The sequence below is a fragment of the Streptomyces sp. NPDC093546 genome (assembly GCF_044765045.1).
Taxonomy (GTDB): domain Bacteria; phylum Actinomycetota; class Actinomycetes; order Streptomycetales; family Streptomycetaceae; genus Streptomyces.
The window spans coordinates 301,101-315,294 of record NZ_JBIWJG010000007.1; the positions used below are offsets into that span (position 1 = coordinate 301,101).

The 14,194-nt window shown below is 73.1% G+C and carries 17 protein-coding genes; 11 read left to right on the plus strand and 6 right to left on the minus strand.

The window, feature by feature from the left end; all coding sequences use genetic code 11:
• Nucleotides 1–6: 6 nt before the first annotated feature.
• The 6 genes from ACIRNI_RS18515 to ACIRNI_RS18540 all read left to right on the plus strand — a co-directional run bounded on the left by ACIRNI_RS18515 (nt 7) and on the right by ACIRNI_RS18540 (nt 5,218).
• Nucleotides 7–1,248, plus strand: coding sequence for an exo-beta-N-acetylmuramidase NamZ domain-containing protein (locus ACIRNI_RS18515; protein WP_403552437.1), 1,242 nt, complete (start codon nt 7–9; stop codon nt 1,246–1,248).
• A 164-nt stretch (nt 1,249–1,412) separates the two neighbouring features.
• On the plus strand, nt 1,413–2,054 hold the full coding sequence (locus ACIRNI_RS18520) for a hypothetical protein (protein WP_403552438.1): 642 nt from the start codon (nt 1,413–1,415) through the stop codon (nt 2,052–2,054).
• Between the two features lie 176 nt (nt 2,055–2,230).
• Complete coding sequence (locus ACIRNI_RS18525) at nt 2,231–2,953, plus strand: 3-keto-5-aminohexanoate cleavage protein (RefSeq protein ID WP_403552439.1); 723 nt, start codon at nt 2,231–2,233, stop codon at nt 2,951–2,953.
• Nucleotides 2,954–3,058: 105 nt separating this feature from the next.
• A complete protein-coding gene (locus ACIRNI_RS18530; RefSeq protein ID WP_403552440.1) occupies nt 3,059–4,129 on the plus strand; it encodes an RNA ligase (ATP) in 1,071 nt (356 codons plus the stop codon).
• Nucleotides 4,130–4,233: 104 nt separating this feature from the next.
• Nucleotides 4,234–4,659 (plus strand): Hsp20/alpha crystallin family protein, encoded by a 426-nt coding sequence (locus ACIRNI_RS18535; RefSeq protein ID WP_403552540.1) that lies wholly within the window; start codon nt 4,234–4,236, stop codon nt 4,657–4,659.
• Between the two features lie 91 nt (nt 4,660–4,750).
• Nucleotides 4,751–5,218: a DUF2267 domain-containing protein gene (locus ACIRNI_RS18540; RefSeq protein WP_403552441.1), complete on the plus strand. Its 468-nt coding sequence runs from the start codon at nt 4,751–4,753 to the stop codon at nt 5,216–5,218.
• Nucleotides 5,219–5,237: 19 nt separating this feature from the next.
• Here the strand turns inward: ACIRNI_RS18540 and soxR are convergent, their stop codons facing one another.
• Nucleotides 5,238–5,726: a redox-sensitive transcriptional activator SoxR gene (soxR, locus tag ACIRNI_RS18545; RefSeq protein ID WP_403552442.1), complete on the minus strand. Its 489-nt coding sequence runs from the start codon at nt 5,724–5,726 to the stop codon at nt 5,238–5,240.
• Nucleotides 5,727–5,849: 123 nt separating this feature from the next.
• Between soxR and ACIRNI_RS18550 the strand changes: the two genes are divergently transcribed.
• Nucleotides 5,850–6,311 carry a MaoC family dehydratase gene (locus ACIRNI_RS18550; protein ID WP_403552443.1) on the plus strand — a complete coding sequence of 154 codons (462 nt, stop codon included), beginning with the start codon at nt 5,850–5,852 and terminating at the stop codon, nt 6,309–6,311.
• On the opposite strand, the gene ACIRNI_RS18555 is transcribed toward ACIRNI_RS18550, so the two are convergent.
• Complete coding sequence (locus tag ACIRNI_RS18555) at nt 6,302–6,946, minus strand: TetR/AcrR family transcriptional regulator (protein ID WP_403552444.1); 645 nt, start codon at nt 6,944–6,946, stop codon at nt 6,302–6,304. The two genes, ACIRNI_RS18550 and ACIRNI_RS18555, sit on opposite strands and share 10 nt — an antisense overlap.
• A gap of 410 nt (nt 6,947–7,356) precedes the next feature.
• On the opposite strand from ACIRNI_RS18555, the gene ACIRNI_RS18560 reads away from it, so the two are divergent.
• Nucleotides 7,357–7,662, plus strand: coding sequence for a cupin domain-containing protein (locus ACIRNI_RS18560; RefSeq protein WP_403552445.1), 306 nt, complete (start codon nt 7,357–7,359; stop codon nt 7,660–7,662).
• A gap of 89 nt (nt 7,663–7,751) precedes the next feature.
• Here ACIRNI_RS18560 and ACIRNI_RS18565 read toward each other — a convergent pair whose 3' ends face one another.
• Together ACIRNI_RS18565 and ACIRNI_RS18570 are read right to left on the minus strand one after the other, a co-directional pair.
• A complete protein-coding gene (locus tag ACIRNI_RS18565) occupies nt 7,752–8,039 on the minus strand; it encodes a YiaA/YiaB family inner membrane protein (protein WP_403552446.1) in 288 nt (95 codons plus the stop codon).
• Nucleotides 8,040–8,100: 61 nt separating this feature from the next.
• Complete coding sequence (locus ACIRNI_RS18570; protein WP_403552447.1) at nt 8,101–9,252, minus strand: acyl-CoA dehydrogenase family protein; 1,152 nt, start codon at nt 9,250–9,252, stop codon at nt 8,101–8,103.
• 65 nt (nt 9,253–9,317) lie between these two features.
• Between ACIRNI_RS18570 and ACIRNI_RS18575 the strand changes: the two genes are divergently transcribed.
• From ACIRNI_RS18575 to ACIRNI_RS18585, 3 genes are read left to right on the plus strand one after another with little or no spacing between them, the layout of a single operon-like run.
• Nucleotides 9,318–9,986, plus strand: coding sequence for a TetR/AcrR family transcriptional regulator (locus ACIRNI_RS18575; protein ID WP_403552448.1), 669 nt, complete (start codon nt 9,318–9,320; stop codon nt 9,984–9,986).
• Nucleotides 9,987–10,004: 18 nt separating this feature from the next.
• A complete protein-coding gene (locus tag ACIRNI_RS18580) occupies nt 10,005–10,703 on the plus strand; it encodes an ArsR/SmtB family transcription factor (RefSeq protein ID WP_403552449.1) in 699 nt (232 codons plus the stop codon).
• A gap of 32 nt (nt 10,704–10,735) precedes the next feature.
• Nucleotides 10,736–11,680, plus strand: coding sequence for a DMT family transporter (locus ACIRNI_RS18585; protein WP_403552450.1), 945 nt, complete (start codon nt 10,736–10,738; stop codon nt 11,678–11,680).
• Here ACIRNI_RS18585 and ACIRNI_RS18590 read toward each other — a convergent pair.
• Both ACIRNI_RS18590 and ACIRNI_RS18595 read right to left on the minus strand, forming a co-directional pair.
• A complete protein-coding gene (locus ACIRNI_RS18590; protein WP_403552451.1) occupies nt 11,677–12,756 on the minus strand; it encodes a Zn-dependent alcohol dehydrogenase in 1,080 nt (359 codons plus the stop codon). The genes ACIRNI_RS18585 and ACIRNI_RS18590 overlap by 4 nt on opposite strands.
• Nucleotides 12,757–12,776: 20 nt before the next feature.
• Nucleotides 12,777–14,171 carry an aldehyde dehydrogenase family protein gene (locus ACIRNI_RS18595; protein ID WP_403552452.1) on the minus strand — a complete coding sequence of 465 codons (1,395 nt, stop codon included), beginning with the start codon at nt 14,169–14,171 and terminating at the stop codon, nt 12,777–12,779.
• Nucleotides 14,172–14,194 lie beyond the last annotated feature (23 nt).

Here is a 14,194-nt window from a genome sequence, read left to right on the forward strand (position 1 = left end):
GTGCGGATGAGCGTGTCCAGACGAGGTCTGCTGATCGCCGGCGGCGTGGCGGGGGCGGCTGCCGCCGCGCCCGCCCGTGCCGGCGCGCACGAGCGCGGCCGCCGGGTGCGGACCGGTTTCGACCGGCTCGCGGCCGACGGGTACGCGGCGCTGGCGGGGCAGCGCGTGGGCGTGGTGACCAACCCGACCGGGGTCACGGCCGAGGTGCGGCACATCGTGGACGTCATGCACGCCGACGAACGGGTGGACCTGGCGGCCGTGTTCGGCCCCGAGCACGGTTTCCGGGGCACCGCGCAGGCGGGCGGCTCGGAAGGCCGGTACGACGACCCGGCGACGGGGCTGCCGGTGTACGACACGTACCTGAAGAGCGGGCAGGCGCTGGCGGACGTCTTCACCGCCTCGGGCGTCGACACGGTGGTGTTCGACATCCAGGACGTGGGCGCGCGGTTCTACACGTACATCTGGACGCTGTACGACTGCATGGTGGCGGCCGCCCTGGCGGAGAAACGTTTCGTGGTGCTGGACCGGCCGAACCCGGTGACCGGGCGGGCGGCCCTCGGGCCCGTACTGGACAAGGCGTTCGCGACCTTCGTCGGGCGCGAGCCGATCGCGCAGGCGCACGGGATGACGGTGGCGGAGCTGGCGCGGCTGTTCCAGGCCGAGTTCCTGACGCGGCCGCTGGAGCTCGCGACCGTACGGATGTCGGGGTGGCGGCGGACGGACTTCTTCGACTCGACGGGGCTCCCCTGGGTGCCCCCGAGCCCCAACATGCCGACCCCGGACACCGCGCTGGTGTACGCGGGCACCTGCCTGTTCGAGGGGACGAACCTGTCCGAGGGGCGGGGCACCACCCGCCCCTTCGAACTGCTCGGGGCGGAGGGCGTCGACCGACGCTGGGCGGAGGCGGCGAACGCGCTGGAGCTGCCCGGAGTGCGGTTCCGGGAGGCCTACTTCACGCCCACCTTCTCCAAGTTCCAGGGCAGGACGGTGGGCGGGGTGCAGCTGCACGTCCACGACCGCGCGGCGTACGACCCGGTACGGACGGGGATCGGGCTCCTGGTGACGGCGAAGCGCACCTGGAGCGGCTTCGCGTGGCGCCCGGACCACTGGATCGACAAGCTGACCGGCTCCGCGAAGGTGCGCACCCTGATCGACGCGGGCGCGGGAACGGACGACGTCGTGGCGGCGTGGGAAGCGGACCTGGCGGCCTTCCGGGCGGTACGGCGGCGGTACTTGGCGTACCGGTGAGGTGAGCGGCCGTCACTTTCCGCCGCTCCCCACGCGGCGCGACGGGCACGTTTCGCGCCAGATGTACCGATGATGGCTCCCATCCGTTTTTCGATGGAGCCGGAACGGGCACTCGTACGTCCATTCATCGACGCCGAAGTACGAGCGACGGAGGTGGCAGTGCGATGGCCGGTTTCCGCAGTCTTGCGAGACAAGTCCGCGATCCGGGGTGCGATCTGGCGCTGCGGCGGTATTCGCTGCGCAAGTGCCTGGAGCGGTTCGCCCCTTACGGGCACCGAGCCACTTGGGACCACCTGTGCGGCAGGCACAGGTTCGGGCCCGAGGACCGGGCGCCGGATCCGGCGCGGCTGGTGGCCGCGCTCGACGAGGTGGAGGAGGCGCGGGCCGTGTGGCTCGCGTACGAGGAGGAGTTCGCGGCGCGCCGCAAGCGCGAGAAGCACGACGGGCTGCGCCGGCCGGGCTGGATCGACGACTGGCACCGGCGCACCTGGGGCGGCAACGGCGTCGCCCGGTGCGACGACCCGTCGCTGCATCCCACCCTGCCGCTGGCGGAGGCCCTGCGTCGGCTGATCACGGCACTGGAGTCGGCGCCCGGGGAGAACTGCCCGGTGTGCGCGGACGACCGGATCGTGTGGCGGCCGGAGCTGGGCGCGGAGCCGTGGTTCGGGCCCGTCTGCACGGGCTGCGGGATCGTGGTGCCGCAGCCCGTGCTGACCCCCGAGGCGCTGGCGGAGGCCAAGCGGCGGATGCGGATGGGGGTACGGACGGCGCCGCGACCGCGCAGGGAACTCGTGTCGGTGGGGTGAGACGAGTCGACGCAACGGGGCAACGGGGGCACGGGGGACACACGGGGTTTACGGGGGGCGCACGGTCGGGGGGGGCCGCGGGGGCGTGGCGCGCGCCGGGCCGGGGTGGGGTCCCGGCGCCGGCGTCGGCGTCGGCGTACCGGTCCGTTGTCAGTGGTGGGTGCCACCATCGAGGCATGATTCAGGTCTGTCTCAACGGGCCGCGCGGAGCGGGTGATTCCGCGGCCGTGCCCATGTCTCCGGCGGCCATGGCCGAGTCGGCGGCCGCGGCCGTGGCGGCCGGCGCCGCCGAGGTGCACGTGCATCCCAAGACGCCGTGCGGGCATGACACGCTGTCGGCGCGCGTGTTGGAACCCGTTCTCACGGCGATACGGGACGCGGTGGACGTACCGGTCGGGGTGACCACCGGCGCGTGGGCCGAGCCGGACCCGGAGCGCCGTGCGCAGCGGGTGCGTTCCTGGACGGTGCTGCCCGACCACGCCTCGGTCAACTGGCACGAGCGCGGCGCCGAGGAGGTCGCGGCCGCGCTGCTGGAGCGCGGCGTGGGCGTCGAGGCGGGCATCTGGTCGGGTACGGACGCGGCTCGCCGCTTCCTGGCCTCTCCCCTGGCACCCCGCGTGACGCGCGTGCTGGCCGAGGTGACGGACCCTGACCCCGCGACCGCGAGCGCCACGGCCCGGGCCTTGCTGGACGAGCTGGGCCCGGCCCGTGGCGTACCGGTGCTGCTGCACGGCGAGGACGGCGGGGCGTGGCCCGTGGCGCTGCTGGCGATACGGCTGGGGCTGGACACCCGCATCGGCCTGGAGGACACCCTGTTCCTCCCGGACGGGCGGCCCGCCCGGTCCAACGCCGAGTTGGTGGAGGCGCTCCGGCGACTGCGGCTGCCCGGAAGCGCGTGACGCTACCAGCCGGAAAACCACTGGGCCATCCGATTCGGCGCCGGAACAGTGGTCGGCGATGCGAAAACACCGCTGAACACGCCGAACGCACCTGAGGGGTCCCCCATGTCGACGCTGCGCGTCACCGCCGAGCTGCTGACCGTCCACGAGCATCCCAACGCCGACGCCCTGGAGCTGGCCCAGGTGGGCCTGTACCGGGCCGTCGTCGCCAAGGGCGCCTATCGCAGCGGTGACGCCGCCGTGTACATACCGGAGCAGGCCGTGCTGCCGCCCGCGCTCATAGCGGAGCTGGGGCTGACCGGCCGTCTGGCGGGCAAGGCGTCCGACCGCGTCAAGGCGGTGCGGCTGCGCGGGGAGCTGTCGCAGGGCATCGTGTGCCGACCGCGCGCGCTCGCCGACGTGGACCTGGTGCGTGCCGTCGCCGAGGGGACGGACTTCGCGGAGCTGCTGGGCATCACCAAGTGGGTGCCGCCGGTGCCGACGACGATGGACGGCGAGGTGGAGGCGGCGCCCGACCTTCTGCCGTGGGTCGACGTCGAGAACGTCCAGCGGTATCCGGACGTCTTCGAGCCCGGCGAGCCGGTGGTGCTGACGGAGAAGGTGCACGGCACGGCGTGTCTGGTGACGTACGTCGCCGAGGACGAGCGGGTGTACGTGTCCTCCAAGGGCTTCGGCGCCAAGGGGCTGGCCCTGAAGGAGGACCCCGGCAACCTGTACTGGCGGGCCGTGCGCGCGTACGACGTCCCGGCGGTCGCCGCGCGCCTCGCCACCCGTCTCGGTGCCACGCGGGTCGGGATCTTCGGCGAGGTGTACGGCGCGGGGGTCCAGGACCTGGCGTACGGCGCGAACGGCCGCGGCGAGGACGGGCCGGGGTACGCGGTCTTCGACGTGTCGGCCGAGATCGACGGCCGGGTGTGCTGGCTGGCGGCGGACGAGCTGCCGACCGGCGAGCTGCCGCTGGTACCACGGCTGTACGCGGGGCCGTACGACATCGCGACCGTGCTGGAGCTGGCAACCGGCCGGGAGACCGTGTCGGGGCGGGCGCTGCACCTGCGGGAGGGGGTGGTGATCCGTCCGGCGGCGGAGCGGTACAGCCCGGTCGTGGGCGGGCGGGCCATCGCGAAGGCGGTCAGCCCGGCGTACCTCACCCGGAAGGGCGGCACGGAGTACGAGTGAGCTTTCTTGAGTCCCCTCTTGTCAACTTCGGAAGGGCGCGCTATAGAAGAAATGTAACGGTCAGCACCATCTGCGAGGACATGGAGCAGACAGAGGAGGGACCGATGATGCTGATGCGTACCGAGCCCTTCCGTGAGCTCGACCGGCTCACCGAGCGGCTGACGGGCACCGCCGCGCATCCCGCGGCCATGCCGATGGACGCGTACCGCGAGGGAGACACCTTCGTCGTGCGGCTCGACCTCCCGGGTGTCACACCGGAGAGCATCGACCTGGACGTCGAGCGGAACGTCCTGACCGTCCGGGCCGAGCGCCGTACGGCCCCGCAGGAGGGGGCCGAGGTGGTGATCGCGGAGCGGCCGGCCGGCACCTTCAGCCGCCGGCTCTTCCTCGGCGAGACCCTGGACACCGACCGCATCGAGGCCACCTACGACATGGGTGTCCTGACGCTGCGGATCCCGGTCGCCGAGCAGGCGAAGCCGCGCAGGATCTCCGTCAGCGGGGGCGGCGACCGCAAGGAGATCAGCGGCTGAGCCGGGCCGCCACATCCCGCCGTACGCCGCACGGGGGCGGGGACCCGGCCCGAGCCCCCCGGCCCACTGGTCGAAAGGCCCAGGGAGAACCATGCGCATGCACTGGGACGCGTTCCTGACCGCGGTGCAGGAACGCGGCGAATACCCGTCCACACGGGAGGCCGACCGCGCCACCCGCGTCGTCCTCGCCCTGCTCGGTGCCCACCTGGTCGGCAACGAGCGGGCCGAGCTGGCCGCCGGGCTGCCGGAGACGTGCGCCCTGGTCCTGCTCAACCCGCTCACCGCGGCGGAACCCCTCAGCCCGGAGCGGTTCGTGCGCGCGACCGCCGCGTGGATAGAGGGAGCCACCGAGGAGACCGCCAAGTGGGACATCGGCGCCGTGCTGAGCGTCGTGGCCGACACGGCGGACGAGGACCTGATGCGCCGGATCCTGCTCCAGCTGCCGCCGGGCTACGACCTGCTCTTCGGCCGGCCCGGCATGACGGAGCGGGAGCCGGAGCCCGGGCAGCCGTACCGGGACCGGGCCGAGCGGCCCGAGCGGTCCGCGGCTTCCGAGTAGCCGGCCGGCCCCGGCCCGGTCAGCCCTCTGCCGGCTGCGCGGGCGTCGGCCGGCCGGCTTCGGGCATGAGGCGGGAGCCCGTCATGCGCTCGCCGAAGACGTCGTCCGGGTTGGAGAGCACGCAGGTCTTCAGCGACAGGCAGCCGCATCCGATGCAGTCGGTGAGGTGGTCCCGCAGCCGGCTCAGCTGCTTGATGCGTTCGTCCAGCTCCGAGCGCCAGGTCTCGGAGAGGCGGGCCCAGTCCTCCCGGGTCGGCGTGCGCTCCTCGGGGAGTTCGGCGAGGGCGTCCCGGATCGTGGCGAGCGGGATGCCGACGCGCTGCGCGGCGCGGACGAAGGCCACCCGGCGCAGCGCGTCCCTGCCGTAGCGGCGCTGGTTGCCGCTGGTGCGCCGACTGCTGATCAGGCCCTTGGACTCGTAGAAGTGCAGGGCGGACACGGCCGCGCCGCTGCGCGCGGACAGCTGTCCGACCGTGAGCTCGTGGATCTTCTCTGGAATCTTCGGCACCCGCCGCACCCTACTGGCCGCGCCGGAGCGTCCGTTGACAGGAGTGCCTCCCCCCGACCATGCTGAGCAAGCGCTTAGACACCCGAGTCGAGTCAGTGAGAGTCAGGTCAGGGGAGCTGGGACATGGCAGAGCCGAGGATCTTCACGTCCGCCGACGAGCTGCGCGCCGCGGTCGGCGAACAGCTGGGCCACAGCGACTGGCTGGAGATCGACCAGAAGCGGATCGACCTCTTCGCCGAGGCGACCGGCGACCACCAGTGGATCCACGTGGACCCGGAGCGCGCGGCGACCGGGCCGTTCGGCACGACCATCGCGCACGGCTACCTCACGCTGTCGCTGCTGCCGCTGTTCGTGCCGCAGGTGCTGCGGGTCGACGGCGTGAAGATGGGCGTCAACTACGGGGCCAACAAGGTCCGCTTCCCCGCCCCTGTGCCGGTCGGCTCGCGGCTGCGCGCGACCGCCGTGCTCAAGGCCGTCGACGAGGCGGGCGGCGGCGTACAGGTGACCGCGCTCGTGACGGTGGAGCGCGAGGGCGGCGACAAGCCGGTGTGCGTCGCCGAGTCGGTGTCCCGCTACTACTTCTGAGCCCCGGGGGCCGGCTGGGCCCCCACCATGCGCAGGACGAGGTCGGCGTAGAGCGCGCCGACCTCGTCGGGCGTCCGGCGCCCCGCGGTGTTGAACCAGCGGGCCACGTCGATGCAGAGCGAGAGCACCGCGAGGGTGGTCCCGGAGACGTCCGGCACGTCGAACTCGCCCGCCGCGACGCCCTCCTTGAGGATGCGGCGCACCACCGCGTCGCTCCTGCGGCGCAGCTCGAAGATCTCGGCGCGGTGCTCCTCGCTCAGCGATTCGAGCTCGTACTGGACGACCCGCGCGGTGGTGCGCCGCCCGGCGTGCCAGCGGACGAAGGAGCGAACGGCGTCGGCGAGCCGCTCGGCGGCGGTGCCGCGGCCGTTCTCCGCCGCTTCCAGGATCTTCAGGGCCTTGTCGTGCCCGATCCGGCTGATCCGGTGGAGCAGCTCTTCCTTCGTCTTGTAGTGGATGTAGAGCGCGGCCGGGCTCATCCCGGCGCGGCTCGCGATGTCACGCGTCGTGGTGGCGTGGTAGCCGCGCTCGGCGAAGGCGTCGACGGCGGCGACCAGCAGCCTCCTGGCCGCCTCGGGTGTGACCTCGTCCCACGGCGTGTCCTCGCCGCCGGCCGTCTCCTCCGCCGTGCTCATCGTGCGCCCCTTCCATGACCACCAGGACGAACACCATACCGCGACGGTGAGCAAGCGCTTAGAGAAGCGGGGTACGGGGCGCCGCCCGGGTCGCCGGCGAGGCCGTCGCGAATCAGCAGCCGGGGCAGGTACCCGCACGCGCTCAGTGCGTCGCGGGCCCGTGTGGCGACAGCGTGGACGAGCCTGCGTGATGGCGAATCGCTCGTCTTGTGCGCCGAGGTGCGGTGGCCGGGTGATGGATGAGCCTCTGGCGTGGTCCGGGGGTTGGCTTCGGTCTGGCCCCGGCGACAGGCTTTGCCAAACGGTCGACCACTTGTTTTCCCTGGCCAGGTAGCTTTCAGGGCATCCATTGATCTTTATGTGCGGGTCCGTTCGGCGTGATCGCCCGGGTCCGTGAGGAGGGGTGTGCCATGAGTGTGGTCGACCTGGCGGAGACGGCGGCCGGCCTGCCGGACGCGTGGAGCTCTCGCAGGCTGGGCATGGTGGGGGCAGCCTGCGTGAAGGTACTGCGAATGGACGAGCTACCGGTCGAGGAAGAGAGCCATGGGGCCGCCGAGGCGTTGCTGGTCCTCGACGGCCGGCTGGAGCTGGAGGTGGACGGCATGCCAGTGTCGGTGCGGGCGGGCGAGCTGTTCATGGTGGCGGCGGGAGCTGCACACGCGGTCCGCCCCGGAAGCCGGGGCACGTTGGTGATCGTGGAACTGCCGGAGGAGTGACGGCTCTTCAGGCTGCCTTGGCCGGGCAATCTGTCCAGGTGCGGTGGGCGAACCCGAGGGCGAAGCAGCGCAGGGCGGCGAACTCATCCTCAGAGCTTCTGGAACGGGTCGTGCTCGGCGAGCAGTTTCTCCAGACGGGCCTGGTCGACCCGGCTGACGATGTGGCCGGCCTCCTGGCGGTCGCGTACGACCTTGGCGAGGGTGAAGGCGGAGGTGGTGAGGTACAGGACCGCGATGCCCAGGAAGGCCCGCACCCAGGCGTCGGCGTCCAGGTTGAAGATGCCGATGGCCACCGCGCCCAGGGCGATCGCGAAGGAGGCCACGGCCTGGCCGTAGTAGGCGGCCGTGTTCTGCTGCTTGACCGGTGTGTCGCTCATGGCCACGAGCATGCGCGGCCGCGGACCCGCCCACATCCGCTCCCGTACTCAGAAGCCGTACTCAGAAGGCGGAAACCCCCGTCAGCGCCCGCCCGATGATGAGCTTCTGGATCTGGCTGGTGCCTTCGTACAGGGTCATCACGCGCGCGTCCCGCAGCAGCTTGCCGACGGGGTACTCGTCGATGTAGCCGTAACCGCCGAAGACCTGGAGGGCGTTGTTCGCGCAGCGCACGGCGGCCTCGGAGGCGAACAGCTTCGCCTGGGAGGCGGCGGTGGCGAACTCCTCGCCGCGGTCGACGAGGTCGGCGACCCGCCAGGTCAGCAGCCGCGCCGCGTCGACGTCCACGGCGATGTCGCTGATCAGCTCCTGCACGAGCTGGTACGAGGCGATCGGCTTGCCGAACTGCTCGCGCTCGCCCGCGTACCGTACGGCCGCGTCCAGCGCGGCCTGTGCGATGCCGACGCACCCGGCGGCGACCGACATGCGTCCCTTGGCGAGCGCGGACATCGCGATCGAGAAGCCCTTGCCCTCCGGGCCGAGGAGGGCGGCGGCGGGCACCCGCACGTCCTCGAGGACCAGCTCGGCGGTGGCCTGGCCGCGCAGGCCGAGCTTGCCGTGGACGGTGCGGCGGGTCAGGCCGGGGGTGTCGGCCGGCACGAGGAAGGCGGAGACGCCCCGGTGGCCGGGGGTGTCGTTGGTGCGGGCGAAGAGGAGCACCACATCGGCCCAGGTGCCGTTGGTGATGAACATCTTGCTGCCGTTGATCACGTACTCCTCGCCGTCGCGCACCGCGCGCGTGGTGAGGCTTCCGGCGTCGGAGCCGGTGCCGGGCTCGGTGAGGCCGAAGCAGCCCAGGGCGTCCCCGGCGGTGAGGCGGGGCAGCCAGTGGCGCTTCTGCTCCTCGCTGCCCCAGGCGGCGATGGTCTTGGTGACCAGGCCGAGCGAGACGGAGACGATGCCGCGCACGGACGAGTCGCCGCGCCCGAGCTCCTCGGTGACCAGGCAGTACGCGAGGTGGTCGCCGCCGCTGCCGCCGTACTCCTCGGGGATGGTGAGGCCGAGGAAGCCGACCTCGCCTAGCTTCCTCACGATCGACCGGTCGACGCTCTCGGCGCGGTCCCAGGCGACGACGTGCGGGGCGATCTCGCGCCGCACGAACTCCTCGGCGAGCTGCCGGACGGCTGCCTGCTCCTCGCTCAGCTCCAGGTCCACGGCGGACACCCTCCCTTTAACTACCACTGCTAGTTTCTTTTTCGGCAGGGCCTACTATGTGCCGCATGGCCCGACCGCGCAAGCCCCTCCTCAGCAGAGAACGCATCGTCACCACGGCACTCGCGCTCGTGGACGCGGAGGGCCTGGAAGCGGTCTCGACCCGCCGCCTCGCCGCCGAGCTGGGCGTCAGCGGCCCCTCGCTCTACAACCACTTCCGCAACAAGGACGAGATCCTGGACGCGGTCGCCGACTCCGTCAGCGCCCAGGTCGACCTGTCGATGTTCGACGAGGCCGACGGCCGCGACTGGCGTACGGCGCTGCACGACTGGGCGGTCTCCTACCGCGCCGCGCTGGCCGACCACCCCCACATCGTCCCCGTCCTGGCCCGCGGCCCCGGCCGCCGACCGGCCGGCCTGCGCGTGGCCGACGCCGTCTTCGGCGCGATGGTCCGCGCGGGCTGGCCCCCGGCGCACGCCACCCACATCGGCGCGCTGATGCGGTACTTCATCACCGGCTCGGCGCTCGGCTCCTTCGCGCGCGGCTTCGTCGACGACGAGACGGCGTACGACCCCGCCGACTACCCGCACCTGGGCCAGGCGCACCTGCTCGCCGAGCACCAGCAGCAGGTCGACGAGGGCGCCTTCGAGACGGGCCTGCGGGCGCTGCTGGACGGGCTGGCGGTGCGGTACGGAGCCGTACGCGGCGGGCACGCTTCGGCCGCCGCCGAACAGTAGGTGCTCCATTCTGGGGGCATGGCTCCCAAAGACCTCGCCGCGTTCGCGGCGCTCTTCGCCGACGAGACGCGCGCCTCCTTCTGCCTCGCCCTGCTCGACGGGCGGGCCTGGACCGCCGGGGAGCTGGCCCGGCACGCGCGGGTGGCGGCGTCGACCGCCAGCGAGCACCTGGGGCGGCTCGTCGCGGGCGGGGTGCTCGTGGAGGAGCGGCAGGGGCGGCACCGGTACGTGCGGCTGGCCGGGGAGCGCGTCGCGCACCTGGTCGAGGACCTGGCGGCGCAGGCGGGGAGCGGGCGGGGGCCGTCGGCGCCGCGCTCGCTGCGGGCGGCGAGCGCGGACAGCGCCATGGCGCGCGGGCGCACCTGTTACGACCACCTCGCCGGGAGGCTCGGCATCGCGATCACTCAGGCCCTGACCGTACGGGGGTTGCTGCGGCAGGACACCGGGTTCGCGCTCACCGACGCGGGCGTGGGCTGGTTCGCAGCGAGAGGGATCCCGCTGGAGCCGAAGGGGCGGCGTCCGCTGGCACGCGGCTGCCTGGACTGGACGGAACGCCAACCCCACCTGGCGGGGGTGGCGGGCGCGGCACTGTGCCGGCACGCGCTCGACGCCGGCTGGTGCGTACGGATCGGGTCCGAGCGCGCGGTGAAGGTGACGGCGGACGGCGAGCGGGCACTGTACGCGCTGCTCGGGATCGAGCCCGGGATATTGCGGTGAGCGCCGAACGGTTCCGCCCGTACGGTCGGCCCATGACGAACCCCCACTCCCCGGCCCCGTCCTCAAGGGTCCTTCCGCTCGCCGCCGCCGGTGTCACCGTCGTGCTGTGGGCCTCGGCCTTCGTGTCGATCCGCAGCGCCGGCGCCGCGTACTCGCCGGGGGCCCTCGCCCTCGGGCGGCTGCTCGCGGGTGCGCTCACGCTCGGGTGCGTTCTGCTGATCCGCCGCGAAGGGCTGCCGCCGCGCGCCGCCTGGCGCGGGATCGCGGTGTCCGGCCTGCTGTGGTTCGGCGTCTACATGGTGGTGCTCAACTGGGGTGAGCAGGAGGTCGACGCGGGCACCGCCGCGATGATCGTGAACATCGGGCCGGTCCTGATCGTCCTGCTCGGCGCGCGGCTGCTGGGCGAGGCTCTGCCGCCGCGCCTGCTCACCGGGATGGCGGTGTCGTTCGCGGGCGCGGTCGCCGTGGGCCTGTCCATGTCGGGCCGGGACGGCGAGGGCCACGCCTCGGTCCTGGGGGTGCTGCTGTGCCTGCTGGCGGCGGTCGGGTACGCGGCCGGCGTCGTGGCGCAGAAGCCGGCGCTGGCGCACGCGAGCGCACTGCAGGTGACGGCGTACGGCTGTCTGACCGGCGCGGTGCTGTGCCTGCCGTTCGCCGGGCAGCTCGTCGACGAGGCGGGCCGCGCGCCGCTGGCCGCCACGCTCAACATGGTCTACCTGGGCGTCTTCCCGACCGCGCTGGCGTTCACGACGTGGGCGTACGCGCTGGCCCGTACGACGGCGGGGCGGCTGGGCGCCACGACGTACGCCGTGCCCGCGCTGGTGGTGGCCATGTCGTGGCTGTTCCTCGACGAGCTGCCGGGGGCCCTGACGCTGGCCGGTGGCGCCCTGTGCCTCGCGGGCGTGGCGGTGTCGCGCTCCCGGCCGCGGCGCGCGGCGCGGCCGGGAGCTCCGCAACAGGGGCAGGAGCCGGGCTAGAAGACGACCAGCGCCCGGCCGCCCTTGCCCGCGATCATGTTCTCGAAGGCGGCGGGGATGCCGTCCAGCGCGATCCGCTCGGTCACCAGGGCGCCCAGGTCGAGGCGGCCGGCCCGGATGTGCCCGGCGAGGAGCGGCAGGTCCTCGGCCGGGTTGGAGTTGCCGAACACGCAGCCGGACAGGGTGCGCCCCCAGTGGAAGATCTCCAGGGCGTTGAAGGTGACCTGCTGGTCCTTGCCGCCGATGCCGACGACCGTGGTGCGGCCGCCGCGCCGGGTGGAGTCCCAGGCGGTGCGGATGGTGGCGGCGCGGCCGACGCACTCGATGGCCACGTCGGCGCCGTGGCCGCCGGTGAGCTTGCGGATCTCCCTGGCGGTGGTCTCGGAGGCGACCACGTACTCGGTGGCACCGGCCCGGCGGGCCAGCTCCTCCTTCTCCGGCGACACGTCGACGGCGATGAGGGGGCCCGCTCCCGCGATCCGCGCCGCCTGGAGGGTGGCGAGGCCCACCCCGCCGACGCCGAACACGACGACCGACTCGCCCGCGCGGACGCGGGCGGAGTGGTGGACCGCGCCCCAGCCGGTGAGGACGGCGCAGCCGAGCAGGGCGGCGTCGACGAGCGGGACACCGTCCGGGACGGGCAGGACGCAGTTGGCGGCGACGACGGTCTCCTCGGCGAACGCGGCGACGTTCAGACCCGGGTGGAGCTCCGTGCCGTCCTCGGTGACGGCGTAGACGCTGCCCGCGCCGGTGAGGGCGTCGGCGCACAGCCACACCTCGCCGAGCGAGCAGGGGTGGCAGGAGCCGCAGGACGGCGCCCAGTTGAGGACGACGCCGTCGCCGGGGGCGACGTGCGTGACGCCCTCGCCGACGGCGAGGACGGTGCCGGCGCCCTCGTGGCCGAGGACGGCGGGGACGGGCACGCGCATGGTGCCGTTGGACAGGGACAGGTCGGAGTGGCAGACACCGGCGGCGGCGAGGCGGACCCTCACCTGGCCGGGTCCGGGCTCCGGGAGCTCGATGCCGGTGATCTCCAGCGGAGCACCTATGGCGGGCAGGACGGCGGCGCGGACCACGATCTTCTTCTCCCGGGCGGTCAGAACTGGAGGGACTTGGTCTGGAGGTACTCGGCGAGGCCGTGGGTCCCGAGCTCGCGCCCGACGCCCGACTGCTTGTAACCGCCGAAGGGGGCCAGCGGGTTGAACCGTCCGCCGTTGATGTCGACCTGGCCCGCCTCCATGCGGCGCGCGAAGGCGGCCGCCTCCGCCTCCTCGCCGGCCCACACCGCGCCCGCGAGGCCGTACACCGTGCCGTTGGCGATGCGCAGGGCGTCGTCCTCGTCCTCGTACCGGAGGAAGGAGACGACGGGCCCGAAGATCTCCTCCTGGGCGATCGTCATCTCGGGCGTGACGTCCGCGAAGATCGTCGGGCTGACGTAGTAGCCCCGGTCGAGGGGCGCCTCGGCGCCGCCCACGACGAGCCGCGCGCCCTCCTCGACGCCCTTCTCGATGTAACCGCGCACGCGCTGCAGCTGCTTGGCGTTGACCATCGGCCCGAGCCGGTCGCCCGGGGTGTACTTGGCGACCGCCTCCGCGGCGAGGGCGACGGCCTCGTCGTACTGGTCCTTGTGCACCAGGACGCGGGTGAGGGCGCTGCACCGCTGGCCGGAGTTGGACAGGGCGTTGGCGAGGCCGGTGTGGACCGCCTTGGCCAGGTCGGCGGAGGGCAGGATGACGTTGGCGGACTTGCCGCCGAGCTCCAGCGCGACCTTCTTGACGGCGGCGCCCGCGATCGCGCCGATCTTCCTGCCGACGGCGGTCGAGCCGGTGAAGGAGATCAGGTCCACGCCGTCGTGCTCGGCCAGGGCCTGGCCGGCGACCGGGCCGAGACCCGTCACCAGGTTGAACACCCCGGCGGGGAACCCGGCGTCGTGGACGGCCTGGGCGAAGAGCTGCGCCGTCAGGGGGGTGTCCTCGGCGGGTTTGAGGACGACGGTGCACCCGGCGGCCAAGGCGGGCGCCACCTTGGCGACGACCTGGTGCAGCGGGTAGTTCCAGGGCGTGATCGCGCCCACCACGCCGACCGGTTCGAGCAGCACGGTGGAGTTGCCCACCTTCTCCTCGAACGGGTACGAGGCCGCCATCTCGGCGTATGTGCCGGTGACCATGACCGGCAGGCCGACGTGCACCTGCTGGGCGAGCTGCCGGGGCGCGCCGAGTTCCGCCGTCACGGTCTCGGCGATCTCCTCCTGGCGCGCGGTGAGTATGTCGCGCAGGGCGGCGAGCAGGGCGGCCCGCTCGGCGGGCGCGGTGGCGGCCCACGCCGGGAAGGCCGCGCGGGCGGCCCGTACCGCGGCGTCGACGTCCTCGGCCGTGCCGGCCGGGACGTGGGCGATGACCTGCTCGTCCGCCGGGTTCACCACGGCGATGGTGTCGGTGCCGGCGGCGGGCCGCCACGCCCCGCCGATGTACAAGCCGTCGTGGGCCTTCATCCGCTTCTCCTTCATGGGCCTTC